Annotated in this window: 19 protein-coding genes and 2 pseudogenes; 9 read left to right on the top strand and 12 right to left on the bottom strand. The window is 52.6% G+C overall.

Translation table 11 applies throughout. The annotated features are described in order from the left end of the window. The first annotated feature begins 121 nt into the window (after positions 1-121). Positions 122-1339: an aspartate kinase gene (locus Q9J32_RS03605; protein ID WP_301818791.1), complete on the top strand. Its 1218-nt coding sequence runs from the start codon at positions 122-124 to the stop codon at positions 1337-1339. A gap of 276 nt (positions 1340-1615) precedes the next feature. Here Q9J32_RS03605 and Q9J32_RS03600 read toward each other — a convergent pair whose 3' ends face one another. The 3 genes from Q9J32_RS03600 to Q9J32_RS03590 all read right to left on the bottom strand — a co-directional run bounded on the left by Q9J32_RS03600 (position 1616) and on the right by Q9J32_RS03590 (position 4679). After that, a complete protein-coding gene (locus Q9J32_RS03600; protein ID WP_301885227.1) occupies positions 1616-2176 on the bottom strand; it encodes an rRNA large subunit pseudouridine synthase E in 561 nt (186 codons plus the stop codon). Between the two features lie 237 nt (positions 2177-2413). Further along, positions 2414-2608, bottom strand: coding sequence for a YbdD/YjiX family protein (locus Q9J32_RS03595; RefSeq protein WP_002212918.1), 195 nt, complete (start codon positions 2606-2608; stop codon positions 2414-2416). Beyond that, positions 2598-4679: a carbon starvation CstA family protein gene (locus tag Q9J32_RS03590; protein ID WP_301885229.1), complete on the bottom strand. Its 2082-nt coding sequence runs from the start codon at positions 4677-4679 to the stop codon at positions 2598-2600. The genes Q9J32_RS03595 and Q9J32_RS03590 overlap by 11 nt, the downstream gene beginning before the upstream one ends. A 328-nt stretch (positions 4680-5007) precedes the next feature. Here Q9J32_RS03590 and Q9J32_RS03585 point away from each other — a divergent pair, with 328 nt between their 5' ends. Together Q9J32_RS03585 and Q9J32_RS03580 are read left to right on the top strand one after the other, a co-directional pair. Continuing rightward, positions 5008-5139 (top strand): hypothetical protein, encoded by a 132-nt coding sequence (locus tag Q9J32_RS03585; protein WP_304667538.1) that lies wholly within the window; start codon positions 5008-5010, stop codon positions 5137-5139. Between the two features lie 190 nt (positions 5140-5329). Continuing rightward, positions 5330-5710: an MliC family protein gene (locus Q9J32_RS03580; protein WP_301885231.1), complete on the top strand. Its 381-nt coding sequence runs from the start codon at positions 5330-5332 to the stop codon at positions 5708-5710. 63 nt (positions 5711-5773) lie between these two features. Here Q9J32_RS03580 and Q9J32_RS10190 read toward each other — a convergent pair. The 4 genes and pseudogenes from Q9J32_RS10190 to Q9J32_RS03560 form a co-directional block, all read right to left on the bottom strand. Next, positions 5774-5968: pseudogene (locus Q9J32_RS10190) on the bottom strand (hemagglutinin repeat-containing protein); the annotation flags it as partial. 87 nt (positions 5969-6055) lie between these two features. Then, positions 6056-6688, bottom strand: coding sequence for a hypothetical protein (locus Q9J32_RS03570; RefSeq protein WP_301885235.1), 633 nt, complete (start codon positions 6686-6688; stop codon positions 6056-6058). Between the two features lie 157 nt (positions 6689-6845). Next, complete coding sequence (locus tag Q9J32_RS03565; RefSeq protein WP_301885237.1) at positions 6846-7337, bottom strand: contact-dependent growth inhibition system immunity protein; 492 nt, start codon at positions 7335-7337, stop codon at positions 6846-6848. A 138-nt stretch (positions 7338-7475) separates the two neighbouring features. Beyond that, positions 7476-7583, bottom strand: a pseudogene (locus Q9J32_RS03560) (IS5/IS1182 family transposase); the annotation flags it as partial. Positions 7584-7775: 192 nt separating this feature from the next. Here Q9J32_RS03560 and Q9J32_RS03555 point away from each other — a divergent pair. The 5 genes from Q9J32_RS03555 to Q9J32_RS03535 all read left to right on the top strand — a co-directional run bounded on the left by Q9J32_RS03555 (position 7776) and on the right by Q9J32_RS03535 (position 13643). Further along, positions 7776-9209, top strand: a complete 1434-nt coding sequence (locus Q9J32_RS03555) for an NAD-dependent succinate-semialdehyde dehydrogenase (protein ID WP_301885239.1) — start codon at positions 7776-7778, stop codon at positions 9207-9209. Positions 9210-9318: 109 nt separating this feature from the next. Further along, the gene (locus Q9J32_RS03550) at positions 9319-10104 is read left to right on the top strand and encodes a fimb protein (protein WP_301885240.1); all 786 of its coding nucleotides are present in this window, start codon (positions 9319-9321) and stop codon (positions 10102-10104) included. 106 nt (positions 10105-10210) lie between these two features. After that, positions 10211-11767, top strand: a complete 1557-nt coding sequence (locus tag Q9J32_RS03545; RefSeq protein WP_301885241.1) for a TerC family protein — start codon at positions 10211-10213, stop codon at positions 11765-11767. A 13-nt stretch (positions 11768-11780) separates the two neighbouring features. Beyond that, positions 11781-12527 (top strand): 5'/3'-nucleotidase SurE, encoded by a 747-nt coding sequence (gene surE / locus Q9J32_RS03540; protein WP_300905496.1) that lies wholly within the window; start codon positions 11781-11783, stop codon positions 12525-12527. Positions 12528-12629: 102 nt separating this feature from the next. Next, positions 12630-13643, top strand: coding sequence for a peptidoglycan DD-metalloendopeptidase family protein (locus Q9J32_RS03535; protein ID WP_301885243.1), 1014 nt, complete (start codon positions 12630-12632; stop codon positions 13641-13643). Between the two features lie 396 nt (positions 13644-14039). Here Q9J32_RS03535 and Q9J32_RS03530 read toward each other — a convergent pair whose 3' ends face one another. The 4 genes from Q9J32_RS03530 to Q9J32_RS03515 form a co-directional block, all read right to left on the bottom strand. Continuing rightward, positions 14040-14522, bottom strand: coding sequence for an acyl-CoA thioesterase (locus tag Q9J32_RS03530; protein WP_003688183.1), 483 nt, complete (start codon positions 14520-14522; stop codon positions 14040-14042). A 152-nt stretch (positions 14523-14674) separates the two neighbouring features. Continuing rightward, positions 14675-14836, bottom strand: coding sequence for a hypothetical protein (locus Q9J32_RS03525; RefSeq protein WP_301885245.1), 162 nt, complete (start codon positions 14834-14836; stop codon positions 14675-14677). A 73-nt stretch (positions 14837-14909) separates the two neighbouring features. Continuing rightward, on the bottom strand, positions 14910-15371 hold the full coding sequence (gene recX / locus Q9J32_RS03520; protein ID WP_301885294.1) for a recombination regulator RecX: 462 nt from the start codon (positions 15369-15371) through the stop codon (positions 14910-14912). Positions 15372-15443: 72 nt separating this feature from the next. Continuing rightward, positions 15444-16154 (bottom strand): phosphoglycolate phosphatase, encoded by a 711-nt coding sequence (locus Q9J32_RS03515; protein WP_301885246.1) that lies wholly within the window; start codon positions 16152-16154, stop codon positions 15444-15446. 406 nt (positions 16155-16560) lie between these two features. On the opposite strand from Q9J32_RS03515, the gene Q9J32_RS03510 reads away from it, so the two are divergent. Next, positions 16561-17826: a Glu/Leu/Phe/Val family dehydrogenase gene (locus tag Q9J32_RS03510; protein WP_301885247.1), complete on the top strand. Its 1266-nt coding sequence runs from the start codon at positions 16561-16563 to the stop codon at positions 17824-17826. 57 nt (positions 17827-17883) lie between these two features. On the opposite strand, the gene Q9J32_RS03505 is transcribed toward Q9J32_RS03510, so the two are convergent. Then, entirely contained in the window at positions 17884-18690 is an 807-nt protein-coding gene (locus Q9J32_RS03505) for a DUF4198 domain-containing protein (RefSeq protein ID WP_301885248.1), read from the bottom strand. Positions 18691-18867 lie beyond the last annotated feature (177 nt).

Genomic DNA, 18867 nt, shown 5'->3' with positions numbered 1-18867 from the left:
TATCAAACGGCAGGCGGGAAAGCGCAGTCCGTTCTTGAACTTCATGTAAAAAATAGTAATAATAGCCGCTTTTCCAGCAAACTATGCTGCCCGACCAATCCCACACAAGAAAGCACGAAACATGGCGTTAATCGTACACAAATACGGCGGCACATCGGTAGGCTCGCCCGAACGCATCAAAAACGTAGCCAAACGTGTCGCCAAAGCCCGCGCCGAAGGACACGACATCGTCGTCGTCGTATCCGCGATGAGCGGCGAAACCAACCGCCTGGTCGCGTTGGCGCACGAAATGCAGGAGCACCCCGATCCGCGTGAGTTGGACGTTGTCCTCTCCACCGGCGAACAAGTAACCATCGGCCTTTTGGCAATGGCGTTGAAAAATATCGGCGTGGATGCCAAAAGCTACACAGGCTGGCAGGTCGCCCTCAAAACCGATACCGCCCACACCAAAGCCCGCATCGAAAGCATCGACGATGAAAAAATGCGCGCCGACCTCGCCGATGGCAAAGTCGTCATCGTTGCCGGCTTCCAAGGCATCAGCAGCGAAGGCGATATTTCCACGCTCGGACGCGGCGGTTCGGACACTTCCGCCGTCGCGCTCGCCGCCGCGCTCAAAGCCGACGAGTGCCAAATCTATACCGACGTGGACGGCGTTTATACCACCGACCCCCGCGTCGTACCCGAGGCGCGCCGTATGGATACGGTAACGTTTGAAGAAATGATTGAGCTGGCAAGCCTCGGCTCGAAAGTTTTGCAAATCCGTTCAGTAGAATTTGCCGGAAAATACAAAGTGCGCCTGCGCGTACTGAGCAGCCTGCAAGACGGCGGCAACGGCACTTTAATCACATTTGAAGAGGACGACAATATGGAAAAAGCCGCCGTAACCGGTATCGCATTCGATAAAAACCAAGCCCGCATCAACGTGCGCGGCGTACCCGACAAACCCGGTGTCGCCTATCAGATTTTGGGCGCGGTCGCCGATGCCAACATCGAAGTCGATATGATTATCCAAAATGTCGGCAGCGAAGGCACGACCGATTTTTCTTTTACCGTACCGCGCGGCGATTACAAACAGACTTTGGAAATCCTGTCCGAACGCCAAGACAGCATCGGCGCGGCTTCCATCGACGGCGACGACATCGTGTGCAAAGTCTCCGCAGTCGGTTTGGGTATGCGTTCGCACGTCGGCGTAGCCGCCAAAATCTTCCGCACGCTCGCCGAAGAGGGCATCAACATCCAAATGATTTCAACCTCCGAAATCAAAGTTTCCGTATTGATTGATGAAAAATACATGGAACTGGCGACCAGGGTATTGCATAAAGCCTTTGATTTGGGCTGATGTTTTACGGTTTGAAACGGACAACGGCACTGCCTTTATCGGGCAGTGCCGTTTTGTCTGCCGCCCGAACGTTCGGACGGCATATTTTTGTTCCGCCGGACGGAGAAAACCCTTTCTGCCTTTAAAATTTGTAGCTCATCGTGATTAAAGATGTTTCAATCGGTAAAAATTTGAGGCCGTCTTATATAATTAAAATAAGCCCTTGCTTTACTAATTGTTTTAAGCGTTAAGCGGTAAGTGGCAGGGGCAAAAGGATAATGGCAGGGCAGTGCGGCTTTATGGTCTGAACGGGGCGTATGCCCATTCCCCGGGTTTTAAATCCAAATCAAACAGTTTCAGTCTGCCGCTGGCTACCCTGACCAGTCGCAGGCAGGGGTATCCGGCTTTGGCGGTCATTCGCCGGACTTGGCGGTTTTTGCCCTCGGAAATGGTAATTTCAATCCAAAAATCGGGAACGGTTTTGCGGACGCGTATCGGCGGAACGCGCTCCCACAAACACTCGGCTTCGCCGGGATTTAAAACGCGGACGAGGGCGGGGCGGGCAGTGAAATCGCCCAAGTCCACACCTTTTCGCAGAATATCCAAACGGCTTTCGTCGGGCGAGCCTTCCAGTTGCGCCCAGTAGGTTTTGGGCTGTTTGAATTTCGGGTCGGCGATTTGCGCCTGAAGCCTGCCGTCGTCTGTCAGCAGAAGCAGCCCTTCGCTGTCGGTGTCGAGCCGTCCGGCGGGATAGAAGCCGGGCAGGCCGATGAAGTCTTTGAGGCTTTTGTGTTTTTCGTGCGGTGAGAATTGGCAGATTACGCCGTAGGGTTTGTTGAAGGCGATGAGGTTTTTCATAGTTTGTTTACCGGAATTTCATTAAGGGTTGCAAATCCGCCTTTCGGGGTGGCGGCAACAGAGGGGCGGAAAGGGGCAACACACTGACTGTGCCGTATGGTTATCTTTGTGCGGAGAAAACACGGTTTGCCGACGGACGAACCTGCCCGATATGGCGGCCGTTTGGCTTGCGGGGCGGGATTCCAGCATAAAATGCCGTCTGAAGCGGCGTTCAGACGGCATTTGTTTCAAGCAGGCTTAACAGCAGCGTCCGCCGTTTGCGCCGCAGCGGCGTTTGCGGCAATAGTCTTGAAATTGCAGCTTGGTCATTACGGGGGCGTTGGGATTATGTTTGCGCTGCTGTGCAACGTAGTTTTCATAATCGGGCACGCCTGCCATCAAGTTTGCCGTCAGCTTGATGGTTTTCCACCAAGACGCGAGCTTATGCTTCACTTTGTGCCTCCGGCTGTTTGCCGTCGCGGTACACCGCCGGGATTTCTTTGGCGGTCGGCCAGCCGACTTTGCGTGCTTTGAGGGCGGTACGCACGCCGTAGATGGCAACGATGACGACGACTAAGAGGAACAATGCGGTTAGACCGGCATTAATCTTGTCGTTGAAGATGATTTGCGCCATTTCGCCGATGTCTTTAGCAGGCGCAAGGACTTCGTTTTTAGCCAATGCGTCGCTGTATTTGCCTGCGTGGGCAAGGAAGCTGACGCGCGGGTCGCTGTGGAACAGTTTTTGCAGGCCGGCGTAGCAGGTTACAAACAGTACGCCGACGGCAGGAACGAGTGCCACCCAGACATAACGGTCGCGTTTCATCTTAATCAGTACAACGGCGCACATAATCAAGGCCACGCCTGCCAGCATTTGGTTGGCGATGCCGAACAACGGCCAGAGCGAGTTGATGCCGCCCAGTGGGTCGGTTACGCCGGTGTAGAGGAAGTAGCCCCACAATGCCACGGCGAAGAAGGTCGCAATCAGGTTGGCGGGGATGGAGTCGGTGTTGCCGAAAGGTTTGTAGAAGATGCTGCCCAAGTCTTGAATCATAAAACGTGCGACGCGCGTACCGGCATCGACGGCGGTCAGGATGAACAAGGCTTCAAACAACAGGGCGAAGTGATACCAGAACGCCATCATCGCCTCGCCCGGAATCAGACGGCTCATAATGTGCGCCATACCGACTGCGAGGGTAGGTGCACCGCCTGCACGGGACAGGATGGTGTTTTCGCCCACTTCCTTAGCGGTGTGCAACAGGGTTGCGGCATCGACAGGAAATTGCAGCTTGGTGGTAATCACTTCGGCGGCGGTATTGGCATCCGTACCGATCAGGGCGGCGGGGCTGTTCATCGCGAAGTACACGCCGGGATCGAGCGATGCGGCGGCGGCAAGCGCCATAATCGCCACGAAACTTTCCATCAACATACCGCCGTAACCGATCATACGGACGTGGGTTTCGTTTTCCAGCATTTTCGGCGTGGTGCCGGAGGAAATCAGCGCGTGGAAGCCTGAAACCGCACCGCAGGCGATGGTAATGAACAAGAACGGGAACAATGCGCCTGAGAATACCGGGCCGGAACCGTCGATAAAGTGGGTAACCGCAGGCATTTGCAAAGCGGGATTGACGATGACGATGCCCAAAGCCAAGGCCGCAATCGTACCGATTTTCAGGAAGGTAGAGAGATAGTCGCGCGGAGTGAGCAGCAACCATACGGGCAATACGGAGGCGACAAAGCCGTAAATCATAATCGCCCAAGTGAGCTGGATGCCGTCAAGGTCGAACCAATGTCCGATGGAGCTTTGCGCCACATCGTCGCCGTAAATCACCGCCAGCATCAGCAAAATAAAGCCGACGATGGAAATCTCACCGATTTTGCCCGGACGGATATAACGCGTGTAAATACCCATAAGCAGGGCAATCGGCATCGTTGCGGCAATGGTGAACGTACCCCAAGGGCTGTGAACCAATGCTTTTACGACAATCAACGCCAACACCGCCATAATGATGACCATAATCATCAAAATACCGATGGAGGCAATCACACCGGGGACAGTGCCGAGTTCCTGTTTCACAATATCGCCCAAAGACTTACCGTCGCGGCGCATAGAGACGAACAAGACCATCATATCCTGTACCGCGCCAGCAAACACCACGCCGAAGATAATCCACAAAGTACCGGGCAGGTAACCCATTTGCGCCGCCAAAACCGGACCGACCAAAGGGCCTGCGCCTGCAATCGCGGCAAAGTGGTGTCCGAACAATACGCCTTTGTGCGTCGGAACGTAGTCCAAGCCGTCGTTGTGGCGTTCTGCCGGAGTCAGGCGGTCAGGATCGAGCCGCATCACGCGGTTGGCGATGTAGAGGCTGTAAAAACGGTAGGCGATACAGTAAACGGATATGGCGGCGGTAACCATCCATACCGCGCTGACCTGTTCGCCCCGGCTGAGTGCCAAAGTGGTAAAGGATGCTACGCCGACCAGTACCACTATGCCCCAAATGAGGAAGGTTTTGAGTGATTTCATCGTATTTCCTTTTCGGTTGAAACCCCGCCCCTTAGGGCGGTAGAATTAGACTTTATTTGGGAGGGGCGCAACCCCTTCCAAATCAGGGCAACACATAGGGCGGTGCTTTATGTGTCGTCCTGTGTGTTGAAACATCGAATAAATCCTTATCTCACACTGTCGGAATATGCCTGAACGGCGGGAAACGGCCGACCGCCCGCCGGCACGGGCACAAACCGGAGTCTGAATGATTGACGAAGTATGAAACAGTGCGCTTGTCGGGATTTGTGCCTTATGCCCGTATCAAACAGTGCAGGGATGTGGGCGCACAAAACGTTAAACGCCGAATATGATTTTAACGCAAATTAGCACACTGATAGCGGTTTTTACTTGGAATTTGGAAAAAATTTACATTCCTTCGGGCGGGCAGGCAGGTTCAGACGGCATCGTCAGGCAAAAGGCGGTGCCGGAAGACGGGTAAAGAAGGGGCACGCAATCCGGATTATCAATTCATCGTGTTTCCTTTTCGGTTGAACCTCCGCCCTTTAGGGCGGCAGGATCAGACTTTATTTGGGGGCGCAACCCCTTCCAAATCAGGACGGCACATAGGGCGGTGCTTTATGTGTCGTCCTGTGTGTTGAAACATATTTTCTTTTTATTGGGGAGCTTTTATGAATATCAGGTTTTTCGCGCTGACCGTACCGGTTTTGTCCTTGGCGGCCTGTGCCGTGCCGGAGGCGTATGATGGCGGCGGACGCGGGCATATGCCGCCCGTTCAAAACCAAGCCGGTCCGGCTGGTGTTCGGGCGTTTTCCTGCGAGAACGGTTTGTCTGTGCGCGTCCGCCATTTGGACGGCGGCAAAATCGCGTTGCGGCTGGACGGCAGGCGTGCCGTCCTTTCTTCCGACGTTGCCGCATCCGGCGAACGCTATACCGCCGAACACGGTTTGTTCGGAAGCGGAACCGAGTGGCATCAGAAAGGTGGCGAAGCCTTTTTCGGCTTTACCGATGCCTACGGCAATTCGGTCGAAACTTCCTGCCGCGCCCGTTAAACGGGGCAGCCTGTTTGAATCGCTGTCCGGATTTTTCGGGCGGTTTTTTATGTCGGTTTTGTTTTGCAGTTCGGCCTCTGGCAGGGTTCGGGCTTCCTGATACCGTCTGTAACTTCGGGTATTGCCGAGTTTGTCGGCAACGGCCGCTGCGGCTTGGGCGGCGTTTTTGCCGAACGCCTGCGTTACTTCCCTTTGCAGGTCGATCTCTTTGGCAACCGCGTCTTTGTCGGAGCTGTTTTTCAGACGGCCTGAGTGTTGTTTTACAGGAAAGTAAAGGCCGTCTGAAAGGGTTTACCAGCTTTCAGACGGCCTTTTGAATTCATACAAGCTATGGCTTGCTTATATTTATAATTGTATAAATTTCCAATAATCTCGTCCTTCAATTTTCCAGTAACAGAATTCGTCCGGTATTAAATACCCAAAATCCATCGCTTTTGAAAACCAGCCATCATAGACATAATCTTCATGACATCTGTCCCAATCCATATGTAAGTACACTTCAGTGTCAAAATTGACATAGAATAAAGGCAGCCTCGAGGAAATCTGATTGATTTTTAAGAAATCACTTTGCTGTCCAGAGTCTGAGATAGGATCATTGTACGACAGCTTGTTCTCGACAACGGAATATAACCTTACCGCTTCAGCAGAAGTAAATCCCTGAAACATCAGTTTCTTCAATTCATCCTTTTTTAATTCAATGACTGAATCTGATTGAAGATAGCTTTCAAAATTGTCCTTAGTTAACTGCCAGATGCCGTTTCGGTAATAATAACTATTCATTTCATCCTGATATTGTTCTAACGTAATATTACCGTTTTTAAAATCTAAATCTAAGTCTAATTTCATGTTTAATATGAAATTTTCCTTACAATCAATCAAATAATATATATTTTTCTTATAGACAAAAATAGATATGCATTGAGTATATTGAAAGATAGCATTTAATAATTCAGATTTAAATTTCTCAATCTTTTCCATATTTGCCAAATTCCTTAATAACTTTATCTTCAGCAAGTCGTAGCCCGCATTAAACCTGTGCAGGTAAGGTGTGCGCGGTACGCACGCGGGCTTTGAGTGTGATAAAAAAGATCGTCTGAAACATTTTTCCGGCTTTCAGACGGCCTTTTGCCAAATATTATCGGCAGCGGCTCAATGCTAACCTTAAACCTGTTCCGATTTCTTCAGGACTGTTATCCAATGATAAAATTACATCGTCTGCATCAATGGCATCCCACGCTTCCAGCTTGACATGGCGGCTCGGGCTGATTTTCAGGCAGCCGTTGTGCAGCCGAATATCCACGTTCATCATGTTTTTAAATAGGGCGCGTTTGGTTTTATAGCCCAAGTTCCCGCATAGCTTGGCAACCCAATCCTCATAGCGTGGTTTAAGATTTTCCTGTTTTAAAAAATCAATACGTTCAGCTTCGTTGTCTAACGTCCTGCTGTTCGCCAATGCTTGTAAGACCGTCATGCCTAAAGTTTCATTGTCGGTATCCAATGGCAGGATATGGGGGGGATATAGGTGGTCTATTGCCGTTAACCCCAAACCTGAATATGTTTGAACAATCAGAGCTTCTTCATTCGCATAAAAAACTGCCCAATAATTTTGATCCTGTTTAAAAATCATTATTTAATCTCCGTAATTTTGACTGTAATGTTTCAATTTTTGCCATATTCTACCACACGTTGCAACTGCAATCTTTGCTCCTTATATATTGCACCCCATCAAAGGGCTGCATTACTTTTCTTTCTAAAGATTACCATTGTATAGCGGATTAAATTTAAACCAGTACGGCGTTGCCTCGCCTTGCCGTACTATTTGTACTGTCTGCGGCTTCGTCGCCTTGTCCTGATTTAAATTTAATCCACTATATAAAAAGTATTTTTCTTAAACGACAGGGATTGCGCCCGCGCCATATTCAAACACCGCCCGAATGTTGCGCTGCCCCGATCGGATGCTTCAGACGGCATCGGAAGGGTTTGCAGTTTTGGAATATGAAGATGATAATGTCCGTGAGATTGACGGCATTTGAAAGCGGTTATCCCGCATACCGGAGGACACGAAATGAACGAATATTCCCAATTAATCAAGCATCCCGATATTTCCCTTTCTCCAATTTCAGACGGCATCAAAGTCGATAATCCAGCAACGGGCGAGACTTTGGCGTTTGTCCGCAAGACGGATTCGGACAAGCTGAAAAACCTGATTCAAAAGGCGGAAGCAGCACAAAAATTATGGGCGGCAAAAACTGCGTTGGAGCGGGCCGATGTGTTGTGGCGTTGGTATTTTCAGATTAAAGAAAACAAAGAAGCATTGGCGCGTCTGATGACGATGGAGCAGGGCAAAAGCCTGACCGAGGCGCGCGGCGAGATTGATTATGCAGCTTCGTTTGTGCGCTGGTTTGCCGAAGAGGCGAGGCGGATTGACGGCGATGTGCTGACAAGCGTGAAAGCATCGCAAAAACTGGTCGTGTTGAAACAGCCAATCGGCGTTACCGCTGCGATTACGCCGTGGAACTTCCCATCCGCGATGATTGCGCGCAAGGCCGCGCCTGCTTTGGCGGTGGGCTGCGCGATGATTGTCAAGCCTGCATCGCTCACGCCTTTGAGTGCGTATGCGTTGGCTGTCTTGGCTTACGAAGCGGGCGTACCGCAGGATTTGTTGCCCGTTGTCAGCGGCCGCGCTTCGGAAATCGGCCGTGAATTTGCCACGAATCCGATTATCCGCAAAATCAGCTTCACCGGTTCGACCGAAGTCGGCGCGAAAATTTTTGCCGACAGCGCGGCGGACATTAAAAAACTCAGTTTGGAACTGGGCGGCAACGCGCCGTTTATCGTGTTTGACGATGCCGATTTGGACAAAGCTGTCGAAGGCGCGCTCACCAGCAAGTTCCGCAACAGCGGTCAGACCTGCGTCTGCACCAACCGCGTTTACGCCCAATCCGGCATTTACGACGAATTTTGCCGCAAATTGAGTGAAAAGGCAGCCGCGCTCAAATTGGGTAACGGCTTGGAAGATGGCGTAAACCAAGGGCCGCTGATTGAGGAAAGAGCGGTGGAAAAAGTCGAGCAGCACATCGCCGACGCGCTCTCCAAAGGTGCGGTCTGCCTGACCGGCGGCAAACGCAGCGCGTTGGGCGGAACGTTTTTCGAACCGACCGTCTTAAGCGGCGTAACGGCGCAAATGGCGGTAGCTCGCGAGGAAACCTTCGGACCTTTGTGTCCGGTATTCCGTTTTGAAACCGAAGCCGAAGTCATTGAGGCTGCGAACAATACGGAATACGGTTTGGCGGCCTACCTTTTTACCGCCGACACCGCACGCCAGTGGCGCGTCGGCGAAGCCTTGGAATATGGCATGGTCGGCATCAATACGGGCTTAATCAGCAATGAAGCGGCACCGTTCGGCGGCGTGAAACGCAGCGGTTTGGGACGTGAAGGCAGCAAATACGGTGCGGACGAATATCTGGAATTGAAATATTTGTGTATTGATGTCGGGTAAGATATGCCGTCTGAACAGCAGGGTTTCAGACGGTGCCGCATTTTAAGCAGTCTCTATCTGTTGTACAATGCGCCCTGTTTTTACGGTTAGTTTTGATTTGAATTAAGATATGATGGAAAACGGAAAAACAGCATCGAGATGGCGTTTTGCCTTGAAAAGTGCGGGCTGGCACCTCTTAATCAGCCTATCGGTTGCAGGACTGGCGGCATTGCTGGTTTTTAAGGTTTGGTATCCTTATCCTTATGCCGAGCTGACGGGCGGTCTGTCGCTTTATCAGCTGGTGGTGGCAGTGGACATCGTGTGCGGCCCGCTGCTGACGCTGATATTGTCCAGTCCGAAAAAGACAAGCAGGGCGCGGATCGTGGATTTTTCCCTGACCGGCGCGATTCAGCTTGCCGCATTGGCATACGGTCTGCACAGCGTTTCTTTGGCGCGCCCCGTGATAGAGGCGTTTGAAAAAGACAGGATTAATATTGTAACCGCCGCCGAAGTGGCGGTTGAAGATTTGTACAAAGCGCCGGAAGGGCTGCAAAGCCTGTCGTGGTTCGGCATCCGCCGCGTCGGGCTGAAAGAGCCGGATACGGCGGACGAACAAAACAAAACCTTGGATTTGTCTATGCAGGGCATAGAGCCGAGTATGCGCCCGGACCGGTGGCTGCCGTATTCCCGTCAAGAGGCGGAGAAAATCCGTAAGGCGATGAAGCCGCTGAAAAAATTGGCAGATGCGAGAAAAATCACCGTTGCCGATATTTTGAAGCAGGCAGATATTTCCGAAGATAAAGACTGGTATTTCCTGCCCTTTACCGGCAGCAGGCAGAAAGATTGGATCGTGGTGCTGGACGCGCAGGGAAATGCACGGGGCTACGCGCCGATAGACGGCTTTATCGCCGATTGAGCCCAATGCCGTCTGAAACCGGCGTTCAGACGGCATCCCTAAATATGCCGGACATTGCAAACACAACGGCGGCCTTGCCGCCGTACCGTCGAGGAATACGAAAATCATGGATTTCAGTTGGTTGGCAGAACCGCATACCTGGATAGGTTTTGCCACGCTTTTGGTGTTGGAAGTCGTATTGGGGATAGACAACCTTGTCTTTGTGGCGATTTTGGCAAACAAGGTCCAGCCCGCACGGCGCGACCGCGCACGGATTACCGGGCTGGGGCTGGCAGTCGTCATCCGCATCATTATGCTTGCTTTTATGGCGCACATCATCACGCTGACCGAACCGCTGTTCCAAATCGGCGGCCTCGCCGTTTCCGGCAAGGACATGATTATGCTCGCCGGCGGTATTTTCCTGCTTTACAAAGCCACTACCGAACTGCACGAACGCCTCGAAGGGCACAACCGGTTTGCCGTTGCCGACAGCCAGAAAAAACACGTGCCGTTTTGGGGCGTGGTCGCGCAAATCCTAATACTGGATGCCGTGTTTTCCATCGATTCGGTCATCACCGCCGTGGCGATGGTCGATCACATCGTCGTGGCGATGGGCGCGGTCGTCGTCGCGATGGCGGTCATGATTTCCGCCAGCAAACTCTTGACCGAATTTGTGGACAGGCATCCCACCGTCGTGATGCTCTGCCTTGGTTTTTTGTTGATGATCGGTTTCAGCCTGATTGCCGAAGCCTTCCATTTCCACATTCCCAAAGGCTATCTCTACGCCGCCATCGGCTTCTCGATTTTAATCGAGCTGTTTAACCAGATTTCGCAGCGCAACAGCCGCAAAAACGACTATATCGGCAGCTCGTGGCGCAAGCGCACCGCCGAAAACGTCTTGGGCATGATGGGCATACGCGAAAGCGTGCTTGCCGACGCGGGCGGCGAATCCGAGGACGACGCGCATTTTGAAGAAAACGAAAAATCGATGATACGCAGCGTGCTGACGCTTGCCGAACGCCCGATTATGGGGGTGATGATCCCACGCCGCGACATCGAACGGCTGGACATTTCCCAAAGCCGCGAAGAACAGTATGCCCAACTGCAAAACACGCCTTACAGCCGCCTGCTCGTTGTCGGAAAGGCGGGCGTGGACGAACCTTTGGGCTACATCAACAAAAAAGACCTGCTGTCCCAACTGCTGGAAACAGGCGGTCTCGACATTCAGACGGCATTGCGCCAGCCGCTCGTCCTGCCCGACGGCACGACCGCCTTGGGCGCGCTCGAACTCTTCCGCCAAAGCAGCGCGGATTACGCCCTCGTTGTGGACGAGTTCGGCGCGGTGTTGGGTATGGTGACGATGAAAGACCTGTTGGAAGCCATTGCCGGCGACTTTCCCGAAGAATTCGAGCGCGAAGAAGAGCCCGCCGTTCAGGGGAATCCCGATGAAAGCCTGATGGTGGAAGGCGCGTTGGAATATGTGGAGCTGGCATCCCAACTCAACCTGCCGCAGCAGGAGGAAGATACCGATTTCCATACGGTTGCCGGGCTGATTATGGAAGAATTGCAAACCATTCCCGATGTCGGCGATTTTGCCGATTTTCACGGCTGGCGGTTTGAAGTGGTCGAAAAAGAAGGGCAGCGTATCGAGCGGGTCAGGATTACCAGGCTGCCCGAAGAATAAGGCGGGATACGGAATGAACGTTTTGATTTCTAACGACGACGGCTACCTCTCCGAAGGCATTGCCGTTTTGGCGCGGGTTGCGTCGGAATTTGCCAACGTCAGGGTGGTCGCGCCCGAACGCGACAGGAGCGGAGTCAGCAATTCGCTGACGCTCGACCGCCCTTTGCAGTTGAAACAGGCGCAAAACGGGTTCTACTATGTCAACGGCACGCCGACCGACTGCATCCATGTCGGTCAGTTTGCCCTGCCCGATTTTAAGCCCGATGTCGTGTTTTCAGGTATCAACAGAGGGGCGAATATGGGGGACGATACGCTTTATTCGGGGACGGTTGCGGCGGCAACCGAAGCCTATCTGATGGGTATGCCTGCTGTGGCGTTTTCTTTAAACGATGCTTCCGGACGCTATTGGCAGACCGCAGAGCAGGCGGTATGGAAGGTGTTGGCGCATTTTTTTAAAAAACCGCCGTCCGCGCCTGTCTTGTGGAATGTCAACATCCCTGCTGTCGCGCCGGATGAAATTAGGGGAGTCAAAATTACCCGTCTGGGCAGACGGCATCACGAGCAGAACATCGTCCCGTCCCGCAATCCGCGCGGCGAACAGATTTATTGGATAGGGCCGGTCGGTGAAGTTTCCGATCGGGAAGAGGGGACGGATTTTGGTGAATGCGGTGCAGGTTTCATTACCGTAACGCCGCTGCAAATCGATTTGACCGCCTATCCGGACATGGCGGAAACGGCGGCCTTTTGGCATACGGACTGACCGTTTTATCAAATACCGTCGGGCTTTGCGCTTGAGAAGAACGCGCATTTTTATTATGATATACCGCATTCAGGCTATATATCGGAACATGAAGGTTATCTTATGTTGAAACAAACGACACTTTTGGCAGCTTGTACCGCCGTTGCCGCTCTGTTGGGCGGTTGCGCCACCCAACAGCCTGCTCCTGTCATTGCAGGAAATTCAGGTATGCAGACCGTACCGTCTGCATCGGTTTACAATCCTTATGGCGCAACGCCGTACAATGCCGCTCCTGCCGCCAATGATGCGCCGTATGTGCCGCCCGTGCAAACTGCGCCGGTTTATACGCCTCCTGCTTATGTTCCGCCGTCTGCACCTGCCGTTTCGGGTACATACGTTCCTTCTTACGCACCCGTCGATATCAACGCGGCGACGCATACTATTGTGCGCGGCGACACGGTGTACAACATCTCCAAACGCTACCATATCTCTCAAGACGATTTCCGTGCGTGGAACGGCATGACCGACAATACGTTGAGCATCGGTCAGATTGTTAAAGTCAAACCGGCAGGATATGCCGCACCGAAAACCGCAGCCGTAGAAAGCAAGCCTGCCGTACCGGTTGCCGTACAAACCCCTGTGAAACCCGCCGCGCAACCGCCCGTGCAGTCCGCGCCGCAACCTGCCGCGCCCGCTGCGGAAAATAAAGCGGTTCCCGCCCCCGCGCCCGCCACGCAATCTCCTGCCGCTTCGCCTTCCGGTACGCGTTCGGCCGGCGGCATTGTTTGGCAGCGTCCGACCCAAGGTAAAGTGGTTGCCGATTTCGGCGGCAACAACAAGGGTGTCGATATTGCCGGTAATGCCGGACAACCCGTTTTGGCGGCGGCTGACGGCAAAGTGGTTTATGCCGGTTCAGGTTTGAGGGGATACGGAAACTTGGTCATCATCCAGCACAATTCCTCTTTCCTGACCGCGTACGGGCACAACCAAAAATTACTGGTCGGCGAAGGTCAGCAGGTCAAACGCGGTCAGCAGGTTGCTTTGATGGGCAATACCGATGCTTCCAGAACGCAGCTTCATTTCGAGGTGCGTCAAAACGGCAAACCGGTTAACCCGAACAGCTATATCGCGTTCTGACTTTCCGTTTGCAATCGGGTTAAAAATGCCGTCTGAAAGGTCTTCAGACGGCATTTTGTTTTGGCGGCTGTGTTTTCAAATCATTCCGAAGGGACGGGGCGTATAAATTTGTTTGACTGTGTTTGGGTATTTGCTTGATTTCATCCGTTTGCAATGGAAAAGCCGCTTATTTCCGTTCGGAGGGCGGTTTTATCGGATAAAAGGCATTTTGTCCGACTGATTAGGGCTGCATCAAGCGAATATGAAAACACAGCCACTTAGTCTCACGGCTGTGTTTCAAAATGTCGTTGAAAAACGGATGGGTCGGAATCGGGCGGTTTTGCTTCAATCAATCAAACCATTACGCCGAATGTTGGAACAATGCTTGTCCGGTATTTCAGACGGCATAGCCCGCCGTCAGCAGCCGCAGGACACGTCTCCGGAGGCTTGGAGGCTGATTTCTCTGCGTTTTTTCGCTTTTTCGTAGCGGCAGCGTTGGCGGTCGGTCAGGATTTCCAGTGGGGGGACGGGGACGGGTTTGCCGTCTTTGACCGCAACCATCGTGAAGTAGCAGCTGTTGGTATGGCGGATTTCGCCGGTGCGGATGTTTTGTGCTTCGACACGGATGCCGATTTCCATCGAGGTGCGTCCCGTGTAGTTGACAGCGGCGTAAAAGGTAACCAAATCGCCGATGTGGATGGGTTCTTTAAACAGGACTTTGTCAACCGACAGGGTAACGCAATAATTGCCGCTGTAACGGCTGGCGCAGGAATAGGCGACTTGGTCGAGCAGGAGCAGGAGTTCGCCGCCGTGTACGTTGCCGCTGAAATTGGCGGTGTCCGGCATCATCAGTTCGGACATAATGAGTTCATGGGAAGGCAGTTGGCGTTGTTGTGTCATAGTGTACCTGTTTTAAGAAAGGGTGTTTTGAAATGGATGCGGGAAAATTTTAGGGAATGGGGAAGTGGAATTCAAGCTAAAAAAAGCTATGGCGGGATAGCCTGCCGAAATGGGCCGCCGATGCCGTCTGAAGGCTTCAGAGGGCATTTTGTTCAGAAAAGCCAAAAACGGAAAACCAAGAAAAACACGAGTGCCAGCACGCCCGCCCAAACGGCGAGCATGAATCCTGCAACCGCCCGTCCCATACGGTAAACAGGGTTTTTGCGTTCGTCTTCGATGGGGGAGGCGTGGTGTTTTTCGGGTTGTCCGGACATATTGTTCTCAATCGGAAAAGTTGGAAACGGGCGTAAGGTTACGCTGCCGTGCAAAAAGATTCAAGAAGGAAGGTCAGCAGCCGTCTTCCCAATTTTCATCCCAAGCGTGTTTCAATGCCGTCTGAACGGTATCGGCATCGAATCCGCGGTAGGCGAGGAAGCGCGCCTGTTTTTGTTTTTCTTTGAGGTCGGCGGCGGGGTGTTTGAATTTTTTACGCAACACGGCTATGGCGGACTGTTTTTCGCTTGAGCGGTCGGGAAGCAGGTTGCGGCTGGTTTCTTCATCTATGCCCTGTTGCGCCAAAGCCTGTTTCAGCCTCAATGAACCGTGTTTGCGGCTTTTGCTGCGGATATAGGCTTCGGCGTAGCGCAAATCCGACTGCCAGTTGCGTTCGGCAAATTCGTTTAACACGTTTTCCAACTCCTCTTCGCTTTCGGCGTGCGGTGCAAGTTTGCGTTTCAGACCGATGCGGCTGACTTCTTGGCGCGAGAGGATGTCCATCGCGCGGGCGCGTAGGGATTTTTGCGGTTTCATGGCGGCGGTTTCGGCACGGAAAGATTCAGACGGCATGGGAAACGGATTCCGATGCCGTCTGAACAGATTGTTTTATTCTTCGTCTTTGTTTTTCTGCGGTTGCAGGTTTTCGTAAATTTCGGGCAGCGAGCCGATAATCCAGTCGGGACGGGTCGCATCATCTTGCGAGAGCAGCGTCATGTCTCCGTAACCGAAGGTAACGCCGACACTCAGGCAGCCGGCGGCTTTGGCGGCAATGATGTCGTTGCGCGAGTCGCCGACCATAAGCATATTGGCGGCATCGATACCCAAAACTTCGGCAGCGTGCCGCAGCGGCAGCGGGCTGGGTTTTTTCTCGGGCAGGCTGTCGCCGCCGAGGATGAGGCTGAAGTAGTCGGCGAGTCCCAGTTGTTTTAGAAGCTCGGCGGCAAGGATTTCGTTTTTGTTGGTAACGACGGCGAGCGGGATGCCCAAAGATTTGAGCAATGCCAGCCCGGCTTCAGTTTCGGGATAGGGGTGGGTGAAGACGCTCAAATGGTCGCGGTAGTATTTCATATAGGACACGAAACCTTTTTCCCACAGTTCGGAATCGGCTTCGCGGTCGCGGTCGTTGGTGAGGACGCGGTGAACCAGTTTGCCGATGCCGTCGCCCACATAGCTTTCGACCACTTTGGCGGGCAGCGGTTTCATACCGAGTTGTTCCAACATCGCTTCTGCGGCGGCGGCAAGGTCGGGGACGGAATCGCACAGTGTGCCGTCCAAATCGAAGGCAACGGCTTGGACGTGTTCGATGGCTGCATTCATAATCCGGTTTCCTGTCGGGTTGAAAGGGTTTATTTTAACATCGTTTGCACAGGGCTTCTAATATATGGATTGTTAACAATCGTAACAGGTTTTGCAGGCGGTGTTTTCGGATTTCGGGGCGGAGTCGGGCAAGGGTTTGAAATCCCGGCGATGTTCCAATTAAATTTTTAAAAAATAAGAGGATGACTATATCTTTATTTAATTGGACATTTATTTTTCGGACGCGGAGACTGCTTTTTCAGGCGGAGTCCGGGCTGATTCCGTGCGGCTTGAAAAATAAAATCATATATAGATTAATCAAATCGGGCTGATTCCGACTACACGCTATTACATTTTGTCGGGAAATTGGTTATAGTAATGAGCGAAATGCACGCCCCTGAAAATCTTTTTGTGAAAAGGAAGCAAAATGTCTGATGCCGTTGCAAAAGAAACCCTCAATCCGTTTGAAATCGCGCGCAAACAGGTCAAAACCGCCTGCGACCGGCTGAAAACCGATCCGGCCGTTTATGAAATCCTGAAGAGTCCGACCCGCGTGTTGGAAGTCAATTTCCCCGTCAAACTCGACGACGGCACGGTCAAAACCTTCACGGGCTACCGTTCGCAACACAACAACGCCGTCGGCCCCTATAAAGGCGGCGTGCGCTTTCATCCCGGTGTGAATCTGGACGAAGTCAAAGCCCTGTCGATTTGGATGACCATCAAATGCTGCGTGGCCGGCATTCCTTACGGCGGCGGCAAAGGCGGTGTTACCTTGGATCCTCGCGATTATTCCGAGGCGGAACTGGAACGCATCGCCCGCGCTTATGCCGAAGCGATTGCCCCGCTGATCGGCGAGAAAATCGATATTCCCGCCCCCGATGTGAACACCAACGGCAAAATTATGTCGTGGATGGTGGATGCCTATGAAAACGTGGTGAAACATTCTGCACCGGGCGTGTTTACCGGCAAACCGGTCGAGTTCGGCGGCTCTTTGGCGCGTACCGAAGCCACGGGTTACGGCGTGAACTTCGCCGCCGTCCAAGCCTTGGAAAAACTGGGCAAAGACGTGAAGGGTGCCACTTACGCCATCCAAGGCTTCGGTAATGTCGGCTACCACACAGGTTATTACGCGCATCAAGCCGGCGCGAAAGTCGTTGCGGTTTCTACTGTTGACGTTGCCATTTACAACGAAAACGGTTTGGATATGGAAGCCCTGTTCAAAGAGTTCCAAGAAAAAGGCTTCATTACCAACGAAGCCGGTTATGGCAAGGAAATTACCAACGCCGAACTTTTGGCTTTGGATGTGGACGTACTCGCCCCTTGCGCGTTGGAAAACCAACTGACTTCCGAAAACGCCGGTAAAGTCCGTGCGAAAATCGTGGTCGAAGGCGCGAACGGTCCGACTACGCCCGAAGCCGACGTTATTTTGCGTCAAAACGGCGTATTGGTCGTGCCCGATATTCTGGCGAACTGCGGCGGCGTGGTCGTTTCCTATTTCGAGTGGGTGCAAAACCTGCAAGGCTATTATTGGGAGTTTGACGAAGTTCAGGAAAAAGAAACCGTCGTCCTGCGCCGCGCGTTCCGCGATATTTGGAACTTGGCGCAAGAGTATGATGTCGACTTGCGTACCGCGTCCTATATGATGAGTATCCGCCGTGTTGAAAAAGCGATGAAGCTGCGCGGTTGGTATTGATGTTTGAACAAAAAATGCCGTCTGAAGCCTTCAGACGGCATTTTTGTGCGGGCGGGATTAATGGTGAGAATGGCCGATTTGGAAGGTTAAAGTCGAGTAGTTCGCCTGTTTTTGGCACACGCTTTGATCGGGGAAGTCGGCTTTGTGTTCGACACTGGCTTTCCAAAAGCCTTGGCGCAAGGGGATGATGTCCACTTCGCCTTTGCCGTCTGTGCTGTCGGAGAAAGCCTGTGCTTCGGTTTTGTGCGTTTTGCTGCGGTCGCTGGTGTCGAAGCCGTCAAATGTGGCGGTAACGGTGGCATTGGGCAGCGGTTCGCCACGGAACAGAACGCGGACTTTGAAGCGTTCGCCTACGTGGATATTGGCGGGATTGTCCAGCGGGACGATTTCCAAGTTTTGTCCGACCGGTTTGGTAATGATGGCGGTGTCCGCGCTTTCGTGTCCGACGTTGACGATGTTTTTGCCGAACATACGGGTTTGTTCGCAATAGCTTGCATCAGGCATTTCTTTGATGCTTGCCTGTTTCCAGCCTGCGCTGTTTTTTGACCAGAAAGTAGGCTGATATTCGGCGGTAACGAGGTAGCTGCCGTCTTTGACGGGGCGGCTGCTTCGGTATTGGTAGTTGTATGTACCGCGTTGAATCATGTTTTCCTTGCCTTTTTCGGTAACCAGCTGCATCGGTTTGCTGAAGATGTGCAGGCGGTCTTTGGCGATGGGTTCGAGTTCGGGAAATTCGCCGTAGCCCAAGTCGGCTTTAAGGTATTCGCCGCCGTGCGTGTGGGCGGTTTCGACCCAGACGCGGTGGGCGTGTGCGGATGCGGCAAACAGGGCGGAAACGGCGAGCAGTGTCAATGTTTTCTTCATGGTGCAGCCTTTGTATCGTGCGGGTTAAAGATTTTGTTATGCTATAACAAAATAAATATCGTGTGAAGACGGATTTGCCGTCTGAAAACTGCCTTTTTACATCGATTTGAATTTTTCAGAAAATGAAGCGGATGTTTGGGCGGGAGCAACTTGTTTGATAAGATGGCAATATTTCAA

Source organism: Neisseria uirgultaei, from assembly GCF_962719845.1.
Taxonomy (GTDB): Bacteria; Pseudomonadota; Gammaproteobacteria; order Burkholderiales; family Neisseriaceae; genus Neisseria; species Neisseria bergeri.
The sequence above is the reverse complement of the archived record's forward strand: the minus strand, read 5'-3'. Positions and strand labels throughout refer to the sequence as shown.

Excerpts from the sequence above, each read along its gene's own strand:
- Q9J32_RS03605 (WP_301818791.1), top strand. The coding sequence starts at position 122 with ATGGCGTTAATCGTACACAAATACGGCGGCACATCGGTAGGCTCGCCC.
- Q9J32_RS03600 (WP_301885227.1), bottom strand. The coding sequence starts at position 2,176 with ATGAAAAACCTCATCGCCTTCAACAAACCCTACGGCGTAATCTGCCAA.
- Q9J32_RS03590 (WP_301885229.1), bottom strand. The coding sequence starts at position 4,679 with ATGAAATCACTCAAAACCTTCCTCATTTGGGGCATAGTGGTACTGGTC.
- Q9J32_RS03585 (WP_304667538.1), top strand. The coding sequence starts at position 5,008 with ATGATTTTAACGCAAATTAGCACACTGATAGCGGTTTTTACTTGGAAT.
- Q9J32_RS03580 (WP_301885231.1), top strand. The coding sequence starts at position 5,330 with ATGAATATCAGGTTTTTCGCGCTGACCGTACCGGTTTTGTCCTTGGCG.
- Q9J32_RS03570 (WP_301885235.1), bottom strand. The coding sequence starts at position 6,688 with ATGGAAAAGATTGAGAAATTTAAATCTGAATTATTAAATGCTATCTTT.
- Q9J32_RS03565 (WP_301885237.1), bottom strand. The coding sequence starts at position 7,337 with ATGATTTTTAAACAGGATCAAAATTATTGGGCAGTTTTTTATGCGAAT.
- Q9J32_RS03555 (WP_301885239.1), top strand. The coding sequence starts at position 7,776 with ATGAACGAATATTCCCAATTAATCAAGCATCCCGATATTTCCCTTTCT.
- Q9J32_RS03550 (WP_301885240.1), top strand. The coding sequence starts at position 9,319 with ATGATGGAAAACGGAAAAACAGCATCGAGATGGCGTTTTGCCTTGAAA.
- Q9J32_RS03545 (WP_301885241.1), top strand. The coding sequence starts at position 10,211 with ATGGATTTCAGTTGGTTGGCAGAACCGCATACCTGGATAGGTTTTGCC.
- surE (WP_300905496.1), top strand. The coding sequence starts at position 11,781 with ATGAACGTTTTGATTTCTAACGACGACGGCTACCTCTCCGAAGGCATT.
- Q9J32_RS03535 (WP_301885243.1), top strand. The coding sequence starts at position 12,630 with ATGTTGAAACAAACGACACTTTTGGCAGCTTGTACCGCCGTTGCCGCT.
- Q9J32_RS03530 (WP_003688183.1), bottom strand. The coding sequence starts at position 14,522 with ATGACACAACAACGCCAACTGCCTTCCCATGAACTCATTATGTCCGAA.
- Q9J32_RS03525 (WP_301885245.1), bottom strand. The coding sequence starts at position 14,836 with ATGTCCGGACAACCCGAAAAACACCACGCCTCCCCCATCGAAGACGAA.
- recX (WP_301885294.1), bottom strand. The coding sequence starts at position 15,371 with ATGAAACCGCAAAAATCCCTACGCGCCCGCGCGATGGACATCCTCTCG.
- Q9J32_RS03515 (WP_301885246.1), bottom strand. The coding sequence starts at position 16,154 with ATGAATGCAGCCATCGAACACGTCCAAGCCGTTGCCTTCGATTTGGAC.
- Q9J32_RS03510 (WP_301885247.1), top strand. The coding sequence starts at position 16,561 with ATGTCTGATGCCGTTGCAAAAGAAACCCTCAATCCGTTTGAAATCGCG.
- Q9J32_RS03505 (WP_301885248.1), bottom strand. The coding sequence starts at position 18,690 with ATGAAGAAAACATTGACACTGCTCGCCGTTTCCGCCCTGTTTGCCGCA.